The organism is Vibrio sp. V38_P2S17PM301 (assembly GCF_009904845.1).
GTDB classification, from domain to species: domain Bacteria; phylum Pseudomonadota; class Gammaproteobacteria; order Enterobacterales; family Vibrionaceae; genus Vibrio; species Vibrio proteolyticus.
In genome coordinates this window covers 150697-166564 of sequence record NZ_WXWO01000052.1, presented here as the reverse complement: position 1 = coordinate 166564, position 15868 = coordinate 150697, and the positions used below count along the sequence as shown (strand labels likewise).

Below are 15868 nucleotides of genomic sequence, written 5' to 3'. Positions count from 1 at the left end.
CGAAGGTGCGCAATGGCAGACTGGAATGGTGAATACATTAGCCCATACGCGGAACACGGCAAGAAAAGTGAGCAAGTCAAGAAGATCACCGTATCTATTCCGCTGAAAGTATTGAAGGTGTTAACAGACGAACGTACTCGCCGCCAGATCAATAACCTGCGCCATGCGACGAACAGTGAATTGCTGTGTGAAGCGTTTCTGCACGCGTACACCGGTCAGCCGTTACCTACTGATGAAGATTTGCGCAAAGACCGTCCGGACGAAATCCCGACTGAAGCCAAAGCGATCATGACCGCGATGGGCATCGAATTTGAGGCATTTGACGACGAGTAAGCGTCACCTCATCATCACCGGAAAGAAAAAAGGTTGGCCATCGCCAACCTTTTTTGTGTATCGCTATGGGGCGACTTACCCTGCCATGTAGTTGTCTGGCATCGCGATGCGCGCCACACCTGAATCCACCGCGGCCTGAGCAACCGCTTTGGCTACGCGTGGCAGCAGGCGAGAGTCCATCGGTTTTGGAATGATGTAATCTGGACCAAACTCGAGTTTGTCCACTCCGGCCGCGGTCAGAACTTCTGCTGGCACCGGCTCTTTGGCCAGTTCACGGATAGCGTCAACCGCAGCCAGCTTCATCTCGTCATTGATTTCGCTGGCACGAACATCCAGCGCACCACGGAAAATGAATGGGAAACACAGCACGTTGTTGACCTGGTTCGGGTAGTCACTGCGACCGGTACCCATGATCAGATCCTGACGCACCGCGCGCGCCAGCTCTGGTTTGATTTCCGGATCCGGGTTGGAACAGGCGAACACCACTGGCTTGTCAGCCATCAGTTCGAGCGCTTCCGGTGACAGCAGGTTCGGACCTGACACGCCGAGGAACAGATCGGCACCTTCGATCACGTCTTCCAGGGTGCGTTTGTCGGTGTTGTTGGCGAACAGTTGTTTGTATTCGTTGAGATCATCACGACGGGTATGAATCACACCTTTACGGTCCAGCATGTAGATCTTCTCACGCATGGCGCCACATTTGATCAGCAGCTCCATACACGCCACGGCCGCCGCGCCAGCACCGAGACACACAATCACCGCGTCTTCCAGTTTTTTGCCCTGCAGTTCGATCGCGTTGAGCATACCCGCCGCGGTGACGATGGCGGTGCCGTGTTGGTCGTCGTGAAAAACCGGAACATCACAGCGTTCGATCAGACGTTTTTCAATCTCAAAACAGTCCGGCGCTTTGATGTCTTCCAGGTTGATGCCGCCAAACGTGTCGGCAATATTAGCTACGGTGTCGACAAATTCGTCGATCGTGCGGTGTTTTACTTCAATATCAATCGAATCAAGGCCAGCAAAGCGTTTAAACAGCAGGGCTTTACCTTCCATAACAGGTTTCGATGCAAGTGGTCCCAGATTACCCAGGCCAAGAATTGCTGTTCCGTTGGAGATCACAGCGACCATGTTGCCTTTGGCGGTGTACTTGTACACGTTATCGGCATTCTGGGCGATTTCACGCACCGGTTCCGCAACGCCCGGGCTGTATGCCAGCGCCAGATCTTTTGCCGTTTCGGCTGGAGTGGTGAGAGCAACGGAAATTTTTCCCGGCGCAGGAAACGCATGATAATCAAGCGCTTGTTGACGCAGCTGTTCTTCGGGGGTCAATTCTTGGCGATTGTCGTCGGACATAGGTGTAGGTACTCACTTTAATAATTGTTAGAAATTCAATCGGGGAAATAGTCCATTCCACCTCGAAAGCGTTTCGTCGGCGACAAAAAACAGCATATTGCGCTGGGAAGCAACAGGTGGTTTGGGTCTTCATTCTAATGGATGTGATTAGAACTTCCTAGGCAGGATTGCGAGTCATGTCATTAAAACCCTGCAAATTGCCGCTGATAAGACCAGCTCAAAGAGTAATCACTCGCGCTGTTGCGGTGGCGATGGATTAATCTCCGGTAATGGACGGGTATTTCGGAATATCGTTGCTGGAGGAGAAAAACAAAGAAAGAAGCGGCTGATCAAAAAAGGACGCCGTAGCGTCCTTTTTCATATTCGGCATGAAGAAGTGATTACTTCTTGCTTGATAGAGCACCGAAACGCTTGTTAAAGCGATCAACACGGCCGCCAGTATCAACGATACGTTGCTTACCAGTGTAGAATGGGTGACATTTGTCACATACGTCCAAGTGGATTGACTCTTTAGCCAGAGTTGAGTTGAACTCAAAAGAGTTACCGCAAGAACAAGTCGCTTTAATTGCTTTGTATTCTGGGTGGATACCAGCTTTCATGGGAGAACCTCAATATTGGGCCGTGTCGCTATCCGAATCGGAGCCGGACACCACACGTAGTTAAAAAACACAGTTCGGATACCGCTGTCGTATGACAAGCCATATCCTAAGGCGCGATATAGTAATGAATCACTCGGGACGGATCAACTGATTTTGTGCGAAATCTGCCACTTTTTTATACGATTCTGTGGTCCTGGCGGGCAGGGAGCCGGAGGGATCACGGCTAGCCTTCCCCGGTTGATTCTTTTAGACTGTCCCTCTTCCCTCATTTGTCGTTAAAGCTGAAATTTATGCGTCCATCCATTGCTCGAGTTGCGCTTCCTGTTCCGTTGGATAAGCAGTTCGACTATTTGATCCCCAGCCATCTGTTTCCTGTGGTCGGCGGGCGTGTCTCGGTGCCGTTTGGCCGTCAGACGCTGGTGGGGATTGTGACGGCGATGGTCAATGAATCCAGTTTCCCACGCGAACAACTCAAACCGCTCAAAGCCGTGCTGGATTTGCAGCCAGTGTGGCCGTCTAACCTTTATGCGCTGCTTAACTGGTGTAGCCAGTTCTATCAGTACCCACTTGGCGAAACGCTGAGTAATGCCCTGCCGGGGGCATTGCGAAAAGGCAAAGCGGCGGATTTTGCATCACTGGTGGAGTGGCGCATGACGGAAGCCGGCAAAAATCAGTTACTCACCGGTTTTGGCCGGGCGGTGAAACAGGCCCGGGTGATGCAGATGCTGGAACAAGGGGCGGTCTCTCATCAGTATTTTATAGATGAGGAGATCGCTACCAGTGTATTACGTACACTGGAAGAGAAGGGCTGGATTGAGTCGCATGAACACAAGCCCCAGGCTCAGCCCTGGCCGGCAGAAGTGGAAGCCGATGTCGATAAGCCGAAGCTGAACGCCGAGCAGGCGGTGGCGATTGCAACCGTCAACAGCACCCCCGGCTTTGGGTGTTATCTGCTGGAGGGGGTAACCGGGTCCGGCAAGACTGAGGTTTATCTCAATCTGATCAAGCCGGTACTGGCGCAGGGGCGTCAGGCGTTGGTACTGGTACCGGAAATTGGTTTGACACCGCAAACCATTAACCGTTTTCGCAAGCGCTTTAATGTGCCGGTTGCGGTGATGCACTCTGGCCTGAATGACACTGAGCGCCTCAATGCCTGGCTGGCCGCGCGTGACAAGATGGCCGGGATTGTGATTGGTACCCGCTCGGCGCTGCTGACGCCGTTCGCCAACCTCGGGATTATCATTGTTGATGAAGAGCACGACGCCTCCTACAAACAACAGGACAGCTTGCGCTACCACGCCCGCGATGTGGCGGTGATGCGAGCGGCCAAAGAGCAGATCCCGATCATTTTAGGCTCTGCGACTCCGGCACTGGAAACGCTGCACAATGCGCTGAGCGGCAAATACCACCACCTGACACTGACCCAGCGTGCCGGCGTGGCAACCGCGACCACGAACAAGGTATTGGACGTCAAGGGGTTGTATCTGGACAGTGGCCTCTCGGCACCGCTGATGGCAGAGATGCGCCGTCATTTAAGCGCAGGGAATCAGGTGATGCTGTTTCTTAACCGGCGCGGCTTCTCGCCTGCGCTGATGTGTCATGAATGTGGCTGGATTGCGGAATGCCAACGCTGTGACGCCTATTACACTTTCCACCAGTACAGCAGTGAAATCCGTTGCCACCATTGTGGTTCACAACGACCAGTGATCCATCAGTGCCAGGGTTGCGGTTCCACACATCTGGTGACCGTCGGAGTTGGCACCGAGCAATTGGAGGCCAAACTGGCGGAACTGTTTCCGGAGTACCGGGCGATCCGGATTGACCGTGACAGTACCCGGCGAAAAGGCAGCCTGGAGAGTGCGCTGGAGGCGATCCGCAAAGGGGAGTATCAGATCTTGATCGGGACGCAGATGCTGGCCAAGGGACATCATTTTCCGGATGTGACCTTAGTCGGTTTGCTGGATGTGGACGGTTCGCTGTACAGCAGTGACTTCCGTGCTTCCGAACGTCTGGCGCAGCTGTTTATTCAGGTCGCCGGGCGGGCGGGGCGGGCGAGTAAACCCGGTGAGGTGGTGCTGCAGACTCACCATCCGGAGCACAGCCTGTTGCAGGCGCTGGTGCATAAAAGCTACGCGGATTTTGCTCAGACAGCGTTACAAGAGCGCAAAACCGCGCAACTGCCGCCTTATACTTTCCTGACGCTGCTGCGTGCTGAAGCCAACCAGGCTGAACTGGTTGAGGACTTTTTACGACAGGTACGTCATACCCTGGAGGCCCATCCTCTGTTTGATGACTTGTGTCTGGTGCTGGGGCCTACGCCAGCGCCGCTGGCCCGCCGTGCGGGTAAGTCACGTTGGCAACTGTTATTGCAAACTCAAACCCGCTCCCAGATGCAGAAATTGCTCGCCAGCGCCCGGCCAGCGATTGAGCTGCTCCCGGCCGCGAAGAAAGTGCGCTGGTCACTGGATATTGATCCACAAGATTTAAGCTGATGTCACTGCGGCGCTGGAAATCGTCAAAGCGACCGAAATGAGGTAAACGTTTGCTTTGAAGCGGCACGGCGTGCGTTTCTTGTTATCGGTTTGTGATTGAGGTCACGAACGTGATGAAATAATTGTTAATCTGCCCGTAACTTTATGAGCAGAAATGAATAAACTAGGGTGTGTTCATGTGGAAACGTTACGCAGGTCAAAAATTATAACGCGTGACTTCCGTATGCGAAAAACCGATTGCAGCACACAGTCACCGAGCAGGTACAAACCTGCCGCTCAGTTACATTAACAACGTAGGTGTGGTCAGTCCGCACGCAAAGGAATTGAAGAGGGTTAATTTTTATGGCGACAATGAAGGATGTTGCCCAGCTCGCAGGAGTGTCGACAGCAACCGTTTCAAGGGCGCTGATGAATCCGGAAAAAGTGTCTTCATCCACAAGGAAGCGGGTTGAAGAAGCGGTACTGGAAGCTGGCTATTCACCTAACTCTTTGGCGCGAAATCTTCGTCGAAACGAATCCAAAACCATCGTCGCGATTGTGCCTGATATTTGCGATCCGTATTACACCGAAATTATCCGTGGTATCGAAGATGCTGCAATGGAGCACGGATACCTGGTCCTGCTCGGAGACAGCGGGCAACAGAAAAAACGTGAGTCCTCGTTTGTGAATCTGGTGTTCACCAAACAAGCGGACGGCATGCTGCTGCTGGGGACCGATCTGCCGTTTGACGTCAGTAAGCCCGAGCAGAAGAACCTGCCGCCGATGGTGATGGCGTGTGAGTTTGCGCCTGAGCTGGAACTGCCCACAGTGCACATCGATAACCTGACTTCGGCGTTTGAAGCCGTGAACTATCTGACTCAGATGGGACACAAGCGTATTGCACAAATCTCCGGGCCGGAACATGCGTTTTTGTGCCAGTTCCGTCATCAGGGCTACCAACAAGCATTGCGTCGTGCTGGTATTGCGATGAATCCGAGTTACACCATCAGTGGGGATTTCTCGTTTGAAGCTGGCGCCAAAGCGGTGCGCACTTTGCTGGCTTTGCCGGAGCCACCGACCGCGATTTTCTGTCACAACGACACCATGGCGATCGGTGCTATTCAGGAAGCAAAGAAACTGGGGACCCGAGTGCCTCAGGATCTGTCGGTGGTGGGTTTTGATGACATCACCTTTGCCCAGTATTGCGATCCGCCGCTGACGACCATTTCTCAGCCAAGGTATGAGATCGGCCGCCAGGCGATGCTGATGATGCTGGAGCTGTTACGTGGTCATGATGTGCACGCCGGCTCTCGCTTACTGGAGACCAGCCTTGTGATCCGCGACAGCGTCGCACCGCCCATGTTGCGCTGAATGATTCTCCGGTAAAATATTGTGATATTCGCTGTGGTTTTACCGGATGTTATTCCACTCTGTTATCTGCCGACAATCTGAATTACCATGTGGGCAGATTTGTTAACCTTGATGTATAACAGTGGCAAATAGAGATTATGTAAAACGAGGCCGTGGCACCAACAACAAAAAAGCTCCGGCCCGCAAAAAACAACCTTCCCGTGGTAAACCATGGCGCAGCGGCTTACTGGCTATCGTGCTGGTGAGCGGTTTTGTCTATGGGCTGTACACTTTGAGCAACGATCCGGAGCCGCCGGAACCAACGGTTACGCAAACCGCCACAACGGTGAGCAAACCGAAGTCGTCGGAAAAAGTCCTGCCTCCACCACCGGAAGAGCGCTGGGACTATGTCGATTCTCTGCCGAAACGTGAAATTGAAGTTGAAGCCAAAGAGCTGCAGGTGTCCAAAATTCCTTATGTGATGCAATGCGGCGCGTACAAGCAGCAAGGTCAGGCGGAAGAGCGTAAGGTCAACATTGCTTTTCAGGGGCTCAACAGTAAAGTGGTCAAACGACCGAACAGTAGCTGGTACCGTGTGGTGCTCGGACCTTACACCACCAAACGCGAAGCGGTGCGCGATCAGCACAAGTTGCAGCGTGCGAAAATTGAGCCGTGCATGATATTCCGCGAAAGCGAATACTGAATCTCTTCCCTCTGTCCCCGGCCTTGTCCGGGGACAGACGTTTTCGGCACCAGGCCAACCTCGCCCCTTGATTTCCTCTATGCTTAACCTCATATAAAACGTAACTCCCAGTGAAATAAATATGAGGCCCTACACGTGACTACTATCGTTTCTGTACGTCGTAATAATAAAGTGGTTATCGCGGGTGACGGACAAGTCTCTCTTGGTAATACCGTAATGAAGGGTAATGCACGCAAGGTGCGTCGTCTGTACAACAACAAAGTGTTGGCGGGCTTTGCCGGCGGTACCGCCGACGCGTTTACGCTGTTCGAGCGCTTTGAAAGTAAGCTGCAGATGCACCAGGGCCATCTGACCAAAGCGGCGGTGGAACTGGCCAAAGACTGGCGCAGTGACCGGGCGCTGCGTCGTCTGGAAGCGATCCTGGCGGTGGCGGATGAAACTGCGTCGCTGATCATCACCGGTAACGGGGATGTGGTCGAGCCGGAGCACGATTTGATCGCCATTGGCTCTGGTGGCAATTTTGCCCAGGCTGCGGCTGTCGCCTTGCTGGAAAACACCGATCTGGGTGCGCGCGAGATCGCCGAAAAAGCCCTTAAGATTGCTGGCGATATCTGTGTGTTCACTAACCATAATCAGACTATCGAAGAGCTCGATATCCCGGCGGATCACGCGGCGGAATAACCTAGATAGTGTTGCGATAAAGAATTGAAGGAATTCCCTATGTCTGAAATGACTCCACGCGAAATTGTCCATGAACTGAACCGTCACATTATCGGTCAGGAAAATGCCAAGCGCTCAGTAGCGATTGCGCTACGAAACCGCTGGCGCCGGATGCAACTGGAAGAAAGCCTGCGTGTTGAAGTGACGCCGAAAAATATCCTGATGATTGGCCCGACCGGGGTGGGTAAAACGGAGATTGCCCGTCGTCTGGCGAAGCTGGCGAATGCGCCGTTCATCAAGGTCGAAGCGACCAAATTCACCGAAGTCGGTTACGTGGGTAAAGAGGTGGAAACCATTATCCGGGATCTGACGGATGTGGCGGTGAAAATGACCCACCAACAAGCGATGGAAAAAGTGAAATTCCGCGCGGAAGAGCATGCGGAAGAGCGAATTCTGGATGCTTTGTTGCCTCCGGCGCGGGATGCCTGGGGACAAAATGAGCAAAGTGAAGATCAGTCTCACACGCGTCAGGTGTTCCGCAAGAAATTGCGTGAGAACAAGCTCGACGATAAAGAGATCGAAATTGATGTCGCGGCGCCGCAGATGGGGGTGGAGATCATGGCTCCTCCGGGTATGGAAGAGATGACCAACCAGCTGCAAGGCATGTTTGCCAACCTCGCCGGTGACACCACCAAAAAGCGTAAGATGAAAATCAAAGACGCGCTGAAAGCCCTGACTGAAGAAGAAGCGGCCAAGATGGTCAATCAGGAAGAGCTGAAAGAGCAGGCGATCTACAACGTAGAAAACCACGGTATCGTGTTTATCGATGAGATCGATAAGATTTGTAAGCGTGGGGAAAGCTCTGGGCCGGATGTGTCTCGTGAAGGGGTACAGCGTGACCTGCTGCCGCTGATCGAAGGCAGTACTGTGTCAACCAAGCATGGTATGGTTAAAACCGACCACATTCTGTTTATTGCATCAGGGGCATTCCAGGTCGCTCGTCCGTCGGATCTGATCCCGGAACTGCAGGGGCGTCTGCCTATCCGAGTTGAATTGGAAGCGCTGTCGAGCGATGACTTTAAGCGTATCCTGACAGAGCCGAAAGCCTCGTTGACGGAACAGTACATCGCGCTGATGAAAACTGAAGATGTGAACGTTGAGTTTACCGATGATGGCATCAAGCAAATTGCTGAGGCGGCCTGGCAAGTGAACGAAACCACCGAAAACATCGGTGCTCGTCGTCTGCACACGGTGATGGAGCGTCTGATGGATGAAATCTCGTTTGATGCGACTGATAAACCGGGCAGTAAGGTGACCATTGATGCCAGCTATGTTCAGGCGCGTCTGGGTGAGTTTGTGGAAGACGAAGATTTGAGCCGTTTCATTTTGTAAGCGAGTGCGAACGATGCAAAAAAGCCGACCAGAAGGTCGGCTTTTTTATGTCGGTCAGGCGTTAAATCATAAAGATAAACACCACCGCCAGCGCCGAAATAATGCCGGCAAAGGCGTAGCAAGCGATCTTACCGACTACGCCGGTGTGAAATTGCAGGTCATGCATACCGTGGTGAACTCGGTGCATGGCATGCCACATCGGCAGCGCTAAGGTGGCGATGATAAACAGCGCACCGATAATGCTGGTGGCAAAACTGCTGACCCGCTCGTAGCTCAGCGCATCGGCCTCAATGACCCCAAGTGGGGCCAGAATCCCCAATACCAGAATGGTCACCGGCGTGATCATGGCAAACCAGGTGCCGCCCGCACCAAACAGGCTCCACCAGACCGGTTCGTCAGAACGTTTGGGTGAACGGTTGACGTGATAACTTGTGTTCATATGTAACGCTCCTTACACGATGATGAGTACGATCAGGGAAATGAAGGCCACTGCCGCCCACTGAGCCAGAACGATGAGTTTCTTATCCACCGGTTTGCCACCAAGACGGATGGGCATCACCTGTGGCATCATGCTGAAAAACGTCTGGGCATGGAACAGGCTACTGGCCAGCGCGACGATGTTGATCGCGACCACCACTGGATTGGCCATAAATACCAGCCAGCTTTGCCAGGCTTCCGGTCCTTTCACCAAGGTTCCAAGACCGACGGTCAGGAACAGCGTAAACAGGATCAGCGGCAGTACGGTGGCTTCACGCAGCATATAGAAGCGGTAAAACGGATGGTCTTTCCACCAAGTGCGTTTCATTTCACGTACGTACGGTTTACGGTTACTCATCCTTATGCCTCCTCTTTGGCGGGTGTGCCGTCTGGTTTGAGCATCGCGATCACAAAGTCCATGGACGAGGCCACTTTGCCTTGGTTAACCGCCGCGGCCGGGTCGACATGTTTAGGGCACACCTCAGAGCAGTAACCGACAAACGTACAGCCCCAGGCCCCGTTTTCTCCATTGATCAGCTTCATTCGCTCCGCCTGGCCATTATCACGGCTGTCGAGGTTGTAACGATGAGCCAGAGTCAAGGCCGCCGGGCCGATAAATTCCGGATTGAGACCGAACTGAGGACATGCTGCATAGCACAGACCACAGTTGATACAACCCGCGAACTGTTTGTATTTAGCCATCTGCTCTGGAGTCTGCAGGTTGGTCCCGTCTTCCGGTTTACGATCGTTACCGATGATGTAAGGTTTGATCGCTTCCAGGCGTTCGATGAACGGGGTCATGTCGACGATCAGATCTTTTTCAATCGGGAAGTTGGCCAGAGGCTCAATTTTGACCCCGTTCGGGTAGTCACGCAGAAAACTCTTACACGCCAGTTTAGGCACGCCGTTGACCATGATGCCGCAAGAGCCACAGATGGCCATCCGGCAAGACCAGCGATAGGAGAGATCTTTGTCGAGATGATCTTTGATATAGCCAATCGCATCGAGGACCGACATGGTTTCATCAAACGGTACTTCAAAGCTTTGCAGATGCGGCTCTGCGTCTTTTTCCGGGTCGTAGCGCAGAATGTCGACTTTCTGAATTCTGTTTGCGGACATTAGGCCTGCTCCTCTGAGTTCGTTGCTTGAGCCTGCTTAGCGGCTTCCTCGGCCGCAGCTTTCTCTGCCGCTTCGCCGTACAAACGGGCTTTAGGCTGAGATTTCGTGATGGTTACCTTGCTGTAATCAATGCTTGGCGCTGTGCCATCATTGAAAAATGCCAGCGAGTGTTTGAGGAATTGGTCATCGTCACGTTCAGTGCAGCCTTCATCGAGGCGCTGGTGAGCGCCGCGTGACTCGGTACGCAAAATCGCTGAGTGGACCATGGCTTCGGCGACTTCGAGGCCATAACCGACTTCTATCGCGTACAGCAGGTCGGTGTTAAACACTTTTCCTTTGTCTTTGATGCTGATGCGCTTGTAACGCTCTTTCAGCTCGGCCAGTTTCTCAATCGTGGCCTGCATCAGATCTTCCTGACGATAGATGCCGCAACCCGCTTCCATGGTGTGACCCATTTCAGTGCGGATATCCGCCCAGTTTTCGTCACCTTCCTGATTCATCAGTGCCTGAATGCGTTCTTCCACCGCTTTGACCTGAGCGCGGATGGCGTCGTCATTCCAGCCGTTAAACTGCGCGGCGCGTTTGACGGCATTTTCACCCGCCACGCGACCAAAGACGACAAACTCGGCCAGAGAGTTCGAACCCAGACGGTTGGCACCATGCAGGCCGACAGAGGCACATTCACCCACGGCAAACAGACCTTTGATACGTGTTTCACACTCTTTGTCGGTTTCAATGCCCCCCATGGTGTAGTGCACGGTCGGGCGAATCGGGATTGGTTCTTTGGCGGGGTCGACGTTGACGTACGCTTTGGCCAGCTCACAGATGAACGGCAGACGCTCTTGTAAGTACTCTTCACCGAGGTGGCGTAAGTCGAGGTGGACGACATCCCCCAGCGGGTGTTTGATGGTGTTGCCTTTTTGCTGTTCATGCCAGAACGCCTGAGAGACTTTGTCGCGTGGCCCCAGCTCCATGTATTTGTTTTTCGGCTGACCAACCGGGGTCTCCGGGCCCATGCCGTAATCTTGGAGATAGCGGTAGCCGTTCTTATTGACGATGATACCACCTTCACCCCGGCAACCTTCGGTCATCAGGATCCCGGTACCTGGCAGACCGGTGGGGTGGTACTGGACAAATTCCATGTCACGCAGTGGTACGCCATGACGGTACGCCATCGCCATGCCGTCCCCAGTCACGATGCCACCGTTGGTGTTACAGTGGTAAACGCGGCCCGCGCCGCCGGTCGCCAGGACCACGGATTTGGCTTTGATGGTCACCAGTTCGCCTTCCGCCATATGGATGGCGATCAGACCCTGAACTTCGCCCTCATCAACAAGCAGATCCACCACAAAGTATTCGTCAAAACGTTTGATGTTGCTGTACTTCATGGATGTCTGGAATAGGGTGTGCAGCATGTGGAAACCGGTTTTGTCGGCCGCGAACCAGGTGCGTTCAACTTTCATGCCGCCAAAACGGCGCACGTTGACTTCACCGTTTTCTTTGCGGCTCCACGGGCAACCCCACTGTTCCATTTGGATCATTTCGCGGGTCGCGTTTTCGACAAAGTATTCAACAACATCCTGTTCACACAGCCAGTCGCCACCGCCAACGGTATCGTTGAAGTGGTTGTCCAGGCTGTCTTCATCCTTGATAACTGCTGCGGAGCCACCCTCGGCAGCGACCGTATGGGAACGCATAGGGTAAACTTTAGAAATCAATGCGATCTCTAAGTCCGGGTTTGCTTCAGCCGCTGCAATAGCAGTACGAAGACCGGCGCCGCCTGCGCCGATGACTGCGATATCTGTGGTGATAGTTTGCACAGTTATCCTCCAGTGTATGAATGCGGAAAATCCGCTTGTTATTGTGAGTGGGGATTTCCCCAAAAGTGGTAGGGTTAGTGTAGGAGAGGATGGTGTCAGAAAAATTGATGTATTTAGGTTTTTCCTCCGGAAATGCATACAAGGACATAAAATTTACAGGTTATGTGATAGCTATCACGGCAGGGAGGTATCTGTTCGTAAGTTACCGTTATTCCTAGTGTTAATCATTTGTTGCCAGTGAAAATCGATGTCAATAAGTGGCAGGGAAATCGTATTGATATTTGTTTGTAGTACGTAAAATGGTTGCCTCATGGTAGAGAAAAAGCCACTTGCATTGGCGGACAAAACTGCTAATTTGCCCGCCAGCGATGCATTATTGAGGACACAGTAAAATGCAACCCAATTGGCAACCGACCGCCACTGTTGAGCAGTTAAAACAACGTGCGCATTTGCTTAGAGACATCCGCCAATTTTTTCAGCAGCGCGACGTGCTGGAAGTGGACACCCCGGCCATGAGTCACGCCACGGTGACAGACATTCATCTGCATACATTTCAGACTGAGTTTGTTGGCCCGGGGTATGCGAATGGCCGCAAGCTGTATTTTATGACCAGCCCTGAATTTCACATGAAGCGTTTGCTGGCGGCTGGCAGTGGTTGTATTTACCAGATTGCGAAAGCGTTTCGTAACGAGGAAAGTGGTCGTTACCACAATCCGGAATTTACCATGCTGGAGTGGTACCGGGTGGGCTTCGATCATCATCAGTTGATGGACGAGATGGAGCAACTGCTGCAATTGACGATAAAATGCCACGCTGCCCAGCGTATAACCTATCAGCAGGCGTTTTTGCAGGTGCTCAAGGTGTGTCCGCTGGAAGGCAGCATGGCGGAGCTCAAAGCCGTAGCGGCCACGCTGGGGTTAAATGATATCGCTGAGCCAGAGCAGGATCGGGATACTCTGTTGCAACTGCTGTTCAGTATCGGGATTGAGCCAAAAATAGGCCAGCAGGCACCGGTGTTTGTGTACGACTTTCCTGCCTCGCAGGCCGCGCTGGCCAGAGTCAGCCCGGCAGATCGCCGCGTCGCGGAGCGATTTGAAGTCTATTTCAAAGGGATTGAGCTGGCGAATGGCTTCCATGAGCTGGATAACCCTCAGGAGCAATTGCGCCGCTTTGAACAGGATAACGCCAAGCGTATACAGTTGGGACTGTTGCCTCAGCCGATTGACCACCATCTGATCGCGGCACTGGAAGCCGGCTTACCGCCATGTGCTGGTGTGGCATTGGGGATCGATCGCTTGATTATGCTGGCTCTTAACTGTGACCATATTGATCAGGTTACCGCGTTTCCTTTCCCGCGCGCATAAAAAAGCCCCAATAATGGGGCTTTTTTCGATACGAAATACGCCGATTATAAGGTGGTATCCAGATATTTCAGGTAGGCGTTGCGCAGTCGCTGAGTGTTTTCCGCGTAATACAGTTTTCCGCTACGACCACGGTTATGATACTCACGGCTGATGTCGTGCTGGAAGGTGACGGCATTACCCAAACCAGTATTGAGATTGTTGTGCGAATCGCCTACTCGGCTTTGCACCGCATAGGTGAACTGATCGATGCCGCGCAGCTGGACATAATCTGGTGCCATCCCGCGCCAGAACGTCAGTGGGATGCCGATCGAGACCGTTACGAACTGTTCCCCTTCATTGCTGTGTTCTGCTTCAGAATACAGATAACTGGCATCGATACTGACGTCGCCTAGCCAGTGACGGGTGGTGATTTTCACCCCTTGATCGCCCTGCCAGAACTCTCCGGCTTGCCCCGTCAACTGCCAGTTCCACTCTGGTACTGACAAGGTATATGAGCCAAGCACGGTGTCGCGCTTAATGGTGGTGGCCCCCTTATCATTTTCAAAATGGCTCAAATGCAGGGCGAACGTATGTCGGCTATCTGGTGAGGCGAGCTGGGTTTCATTGGCGATGCCGAGATAGTCTCTACGGATCATGCCGACTGACGTTTGGTTCATCAGGTTATATGGCAGGTTGAAGGTTTGATGAAACAGAGCCCGGTCGATTTCATTTTCAAACGCTTCGTCTCCCCAGATAGCGTCGTCGTCAAAATCATCGCTGTTGGCAATCGGGGCGTAGTGACGCACATCGATGGCTGCGCCTTGCCAGAGTGAGGTATACAGGTTGGTGGACAGCGCTAATGAGTAATCCAACACACCGTACTCTGTGGCATCGCGATGATAAAGAGCCGGAGAGAGGATCACCTGACTGCGGCCAAAGCTGCTGCGATCAGCCTGCGAATGAAACTGTGCCAACGCGTACTGGCGTTGCACGGCGTGATCGGTGATCGCCAGATCGTCACACGGGATACCACTTTGCAGGAACTGGCGATAACACGCGGCTGACGCGCGGGCTTGCGTCACCGGCACGTCGTTGACCAGCATAAACAGGTTGAATTGTCCCTGTTCTGGGTTCTTGAGTTTGAGATCGCGGAACAGGTGTTCACCGGCATGAGCGGCGATAATACCCATTGCTACGCCCAGTCCATCCGCTTGGTTGCGGTTATAGCGTCGGTTTTCCACAGATACGTTCAAAGTGTCGTCGTCCTGACTGAAACGGACATTGAGGAAGCCTTCGTTGATTAATGCCTGGCGCAATTGGGTTAAGCTGGCACTCTGGTGTTGATGCAGTGCGACTTCTACTTTGTCTTCCAGTGTCAGATCATGATTGAGACGGGTCAGCGTATTGCTGTCTGTGCCCACCAGTGGGATAGCGGCGGCCAGAGACCACATCTGATTATCGCTGTCCTGATTGGAGTATGCTTCGTATTGCAACGATAATTGCGCATCCAGCGGCAGCCACTTTTCTGGGGTAAACAGCTTGATCCCGGCGTTGTAATTGGCTGAATCGTATTCGGCGATGATCTGGGCAAAGGACAGCGGTTGAACTTCGATGCTGGCAAACGGGCCATCGAGGATGCCGTCCACCAGATCCGACTGGCCAATACCTCCGCTAAAACGCACCGGATAGTCTTTGAGTTCATAATCGGCGACAGCGTAGTACACATTAAAGTTGTTGGCGGCACCGCCCAGATCCTGAACGCCAATGGCAACATTCAGCCCGGTCCAGTCGTAAACAAACGGCAGTTGGTATTTGGCTGATGCAGATAAATCTCGTATACCACACCCATATTCCGTAAACCCTTTACAATCATAGGTTTTGGTAACAATGCGACCACTGGCTTCAATGCCGGGAAACAGGCCTGCTCCAATCAGCAGTTCGTCGACATCATCACGGGCTTGCCGATAAGGAACCCCCTGACCGTATTTGAATAGAATGTCACCGCGGTCCATCACCTGAGCATTGGGCACCAACAAAGCACCGGTATAAGACTGAGAAGAAGGCAGGTTATCCATGCCCGCAGAAACTGTGCCGCATACTGCGGACATAAGTGAAGCCAGAGAGCAGGCTCGGAAATTAGGAAATTCCATATAATACGACTTTAAAGAGAGCAAAGCTCAGGCTAGTTGGGTTAAGCCTGATCCGATAAATGAGAAATAAAGAACTCCTGCAAGCAGGAGTTCTTTAT

The 15868-nt window shown here is 52.9% G+C and carries 14 protein-coding genes; 7 read left to right on the top strand and 7 right to left on the bottom strand.

Features of this window, described 5'->3' with window-relative positions:
• Window positions 1–12 precede the first annotated feature (12 nt).
• Window positions 13–333, top strand: a complete 321-nt coding sequence (metJ, locus tag CAG64_RS11950; RefSeq protein WP_021704543.1) for a met regulon transcriptional regulator MetJ — start codon at window positions 13–15, stop codon at window positions 331–333.
• A 75-nt stretch (window positions 334–408) separates the two neighbouring features.
• Here metJ and CAG64_RS11945 read toward each other — a convergent pair whose 3' ends face one another.
• Window positions 409–1686, bottom strand: a complete 1278-nt coding sequence (locus CAG64_RS11945; RefSeq protein WP_161488735.1) for a malic enzyme-like NAD(P)-binding protein — start codon at window positions 1684–1686, stop codon at window positions 409–411.
• 380 nt (window positions 1687–2066) lie between these two features.
• Window positions 2067–2285, bottom strand: coding sequence for a 50S ribosomal protein L31 (rpmE, locus tag CAG64_RS11940; protein WP_021704541.1), 219 nt, complete (start codon window positions 2283–2285; stop codon window positions 2067–2069).
• 290 nt (window positions 2286–2575) lie between these two features.
• On the opposite strand from rpmE, the gene priA reads away from it, so the two are divergent.
• The 5 genes from priA (at window position 2576) to hslU (ending at window position 8861) form a co-directional block, all read left to right on the top strand.
• On the top strand, window positions 2576–4777 hold the full coding sequence (priA, locus tag CAG64_RS11935; protein ID WP_161453419.1) for a primosomal protein N': 2202 nt from the start codon (window positions 2576–2578) through the stop codon (window positions 4775–4777).
• A 342-nt stretch (window positions 4778–5119) separates the two neighbouring features.
• Window positions 5120–6127 carry a DNA-binding transcriptional regulator CytR gene (cytR, locus tag CAG64_RS11930; protein WP_021704539.1) on the top strand — a complete coding sequence of 336 codons (1008 nt, stop codon included), beginning with the start codon at window positions 5120–5122 and terminating at the stop codon, window positions 6125–6127.
• A gap of 121 nt (window positions 6128–6248) precedes the next feature.
• Window positions 6249–6809 (top strand): SPOR domain-containing protein, encoded by a 561-nt coding sequence (locus CAG64_RS11925; protein WP_161488734.1) that lies wholly within the window; start codon window positions 6249–6251, stop codon window positions 6807–6809.
• Between the two features lie 135 nt (window positions 6810–6944).
• On the top strand, window positions 6945–7490 hold the full coding sequence (gene hslV, locus CAG64_RS11920) for an ATP-dependent protease subunit HslV (RefSeq protein WP_021704537.1): 546 nt from the start codon (window positions 6945–6947) through the stop codon (window positions 7488–7490).
• Window positions 7491–7529: 39 nt separating this feature from the next.
• Complete coding sequence (gene hslU / locus CAG64_RS11915) at window positions 7530–8861, top strand: HslU--HslV peptidase ATPase subunit (protein WP_021704536.1); 1332 nt, start codon at window positions 7530–7532, stop codon at window positions 8859–8861.
• A 61-nt stretch (window positions 8862–8922) separates the two neighbouring features.
• Here the strand turns inward: hslU and frdD are convergent, their stop codons facing one another.
• The 4 genes from frdD to frdA are packed head-to-tail and all read right to left on the bottom strand — an operon-like array spanning window position 8923 to window position 12277.
• Window positions 8923–9300: a fumarate reductase subunit FrdD gene (gene frdD, locus CAG64_RS11910; RefSeq protein ID WP_021704535.1), complete on the bottom strand. Its 378-nt coding sequence runs from the start codon at window positions 9298–9300 to the stop codon at window positions 8923–8925.
• Between the two features lie 12 nt (window positions 9301–9312).
• Window positions 9313–9696, bottom strand: coding sequence for a fumarate reductase subunit FrdC (frdC, locus tag CAG64_RS11905; protein ID WP_161488733.1), 384 nt, complete (start codon window positions 9694–9696; stop codon window positions 9313–9315).
• Window positions 9697–9698: 2 nt separating this feature from the next.
• Entirely contained in the window at window positions 9699–10457 is a 759-nt protein-coding gene (locus CAG64_RS11900) for a succinate dehydrogenase/fumarate reductase iron-sulfur subunit (RefSeq protein WP_021704533.1), read from the bottom strand.
• Entirely contained in the window at window positions 10457–12277 is a 1821-nt protein-coding gene (gene frdA, locus CAG64_RS11895) for a fumarate reductase (quinol) flavoprotein subunit (protein WP_161488732.1), read from the bottom strand. The genes CAG64_RS11900 and frdA overlap by 1 nt, the downstream gene beginning before the upstream one ends.
• 392 nt (window positions 12278–12669) lie before the next feature.
• Here frdA and epmA point away from each other — a divergent pair, with 392 nt between their 5' ends.
• The gene (epmA, locus tag CAG64_RS11890) at window positions 12670–13641 is read left to right on the top strand and encodes an elongation factor P--(R)-beta-lysine ligase (RefSeq protein ID WP_161488731.1); all 972 of its coding nucleotides are present in this window, start codon (window positions 12670–12672) and stop codon (window positions 13639–13641) included.
• 44 nt (window positions 13642–13685) lie between these two features.
• On the opposite strand, the gene CAG64_RS11885 is transcribed toward epmA, so the two are convergent.
• Window positions 13686–15728, bottom strand: coding sequence for a YjbH domain-containing protein (locus CAG64_RS11885; protein ID WP_237668251.1), 2043 nt, complete (start codon window positions 15726–15728; stop codon window positions 13686–13688).
• Window positions 15729–15868: the final 140 nt, after the last annotated feature.